A 385-nucleotide genomic window follows, 5' to 3' on the forward strand; every position below is an offset into this window, starting at 1 on the left:
ATTGATTCGGAAGTGCGCCGAATCAATGGGAATCCGTATTAGCTTGTATGGCTTGCTGCGCAGCCTGCCACGCCTCGTAGCCTCCGGCGAGTTCAGTGACATTGAGCCCCTGTGTCCGCAGGAAGCTGGCAGCAGCGGCGCTGCGGGCTCCGCCCTGGCAATGCACGACGATCTCCCGGTCGCGGGGCAGGCTGTCCAGACTCCAGGGCAGGCGTCCGGCGTGTAGTTGCCGGCTACCGGGAATCGCGCCCGCCGCGTGCTCGGTTATGCCGCGTACGTCGAGGATCAGCGCGCCGCCGTGCCGGTCCAGTTCGCTGGCCGGGAAGGGCCGGGCGTCCGTGGCAGGCAGGCCTTGCACGTTCCGGATGAAGCCCATGACGCTGTC

1 protein-coding gene is annotated in these 385 nt (G+C 67.0%); it reads right to left on the reverse strand.

Annotated elements, in window-relative coordinates; translation table 11 throughout:
- Positions 1–22: 22 nt before the first annotated feature.
- On the reverse strand, positions 23–385 hold a 363-nt coding region (locus QZ271_RS10700; RefSeq protein WP_291431281.1), incomplete at its 5' end, for a rhodanese-like domain-containing protein.

Origin of the sequence: Deinococcus sp. (assembly GCF_018260555.1) — a bacterium.
Lineage (GTDB): Bacteria > Deinococcota > Deinococci > Deinococcales > Deinococcaceae > Deinococcus.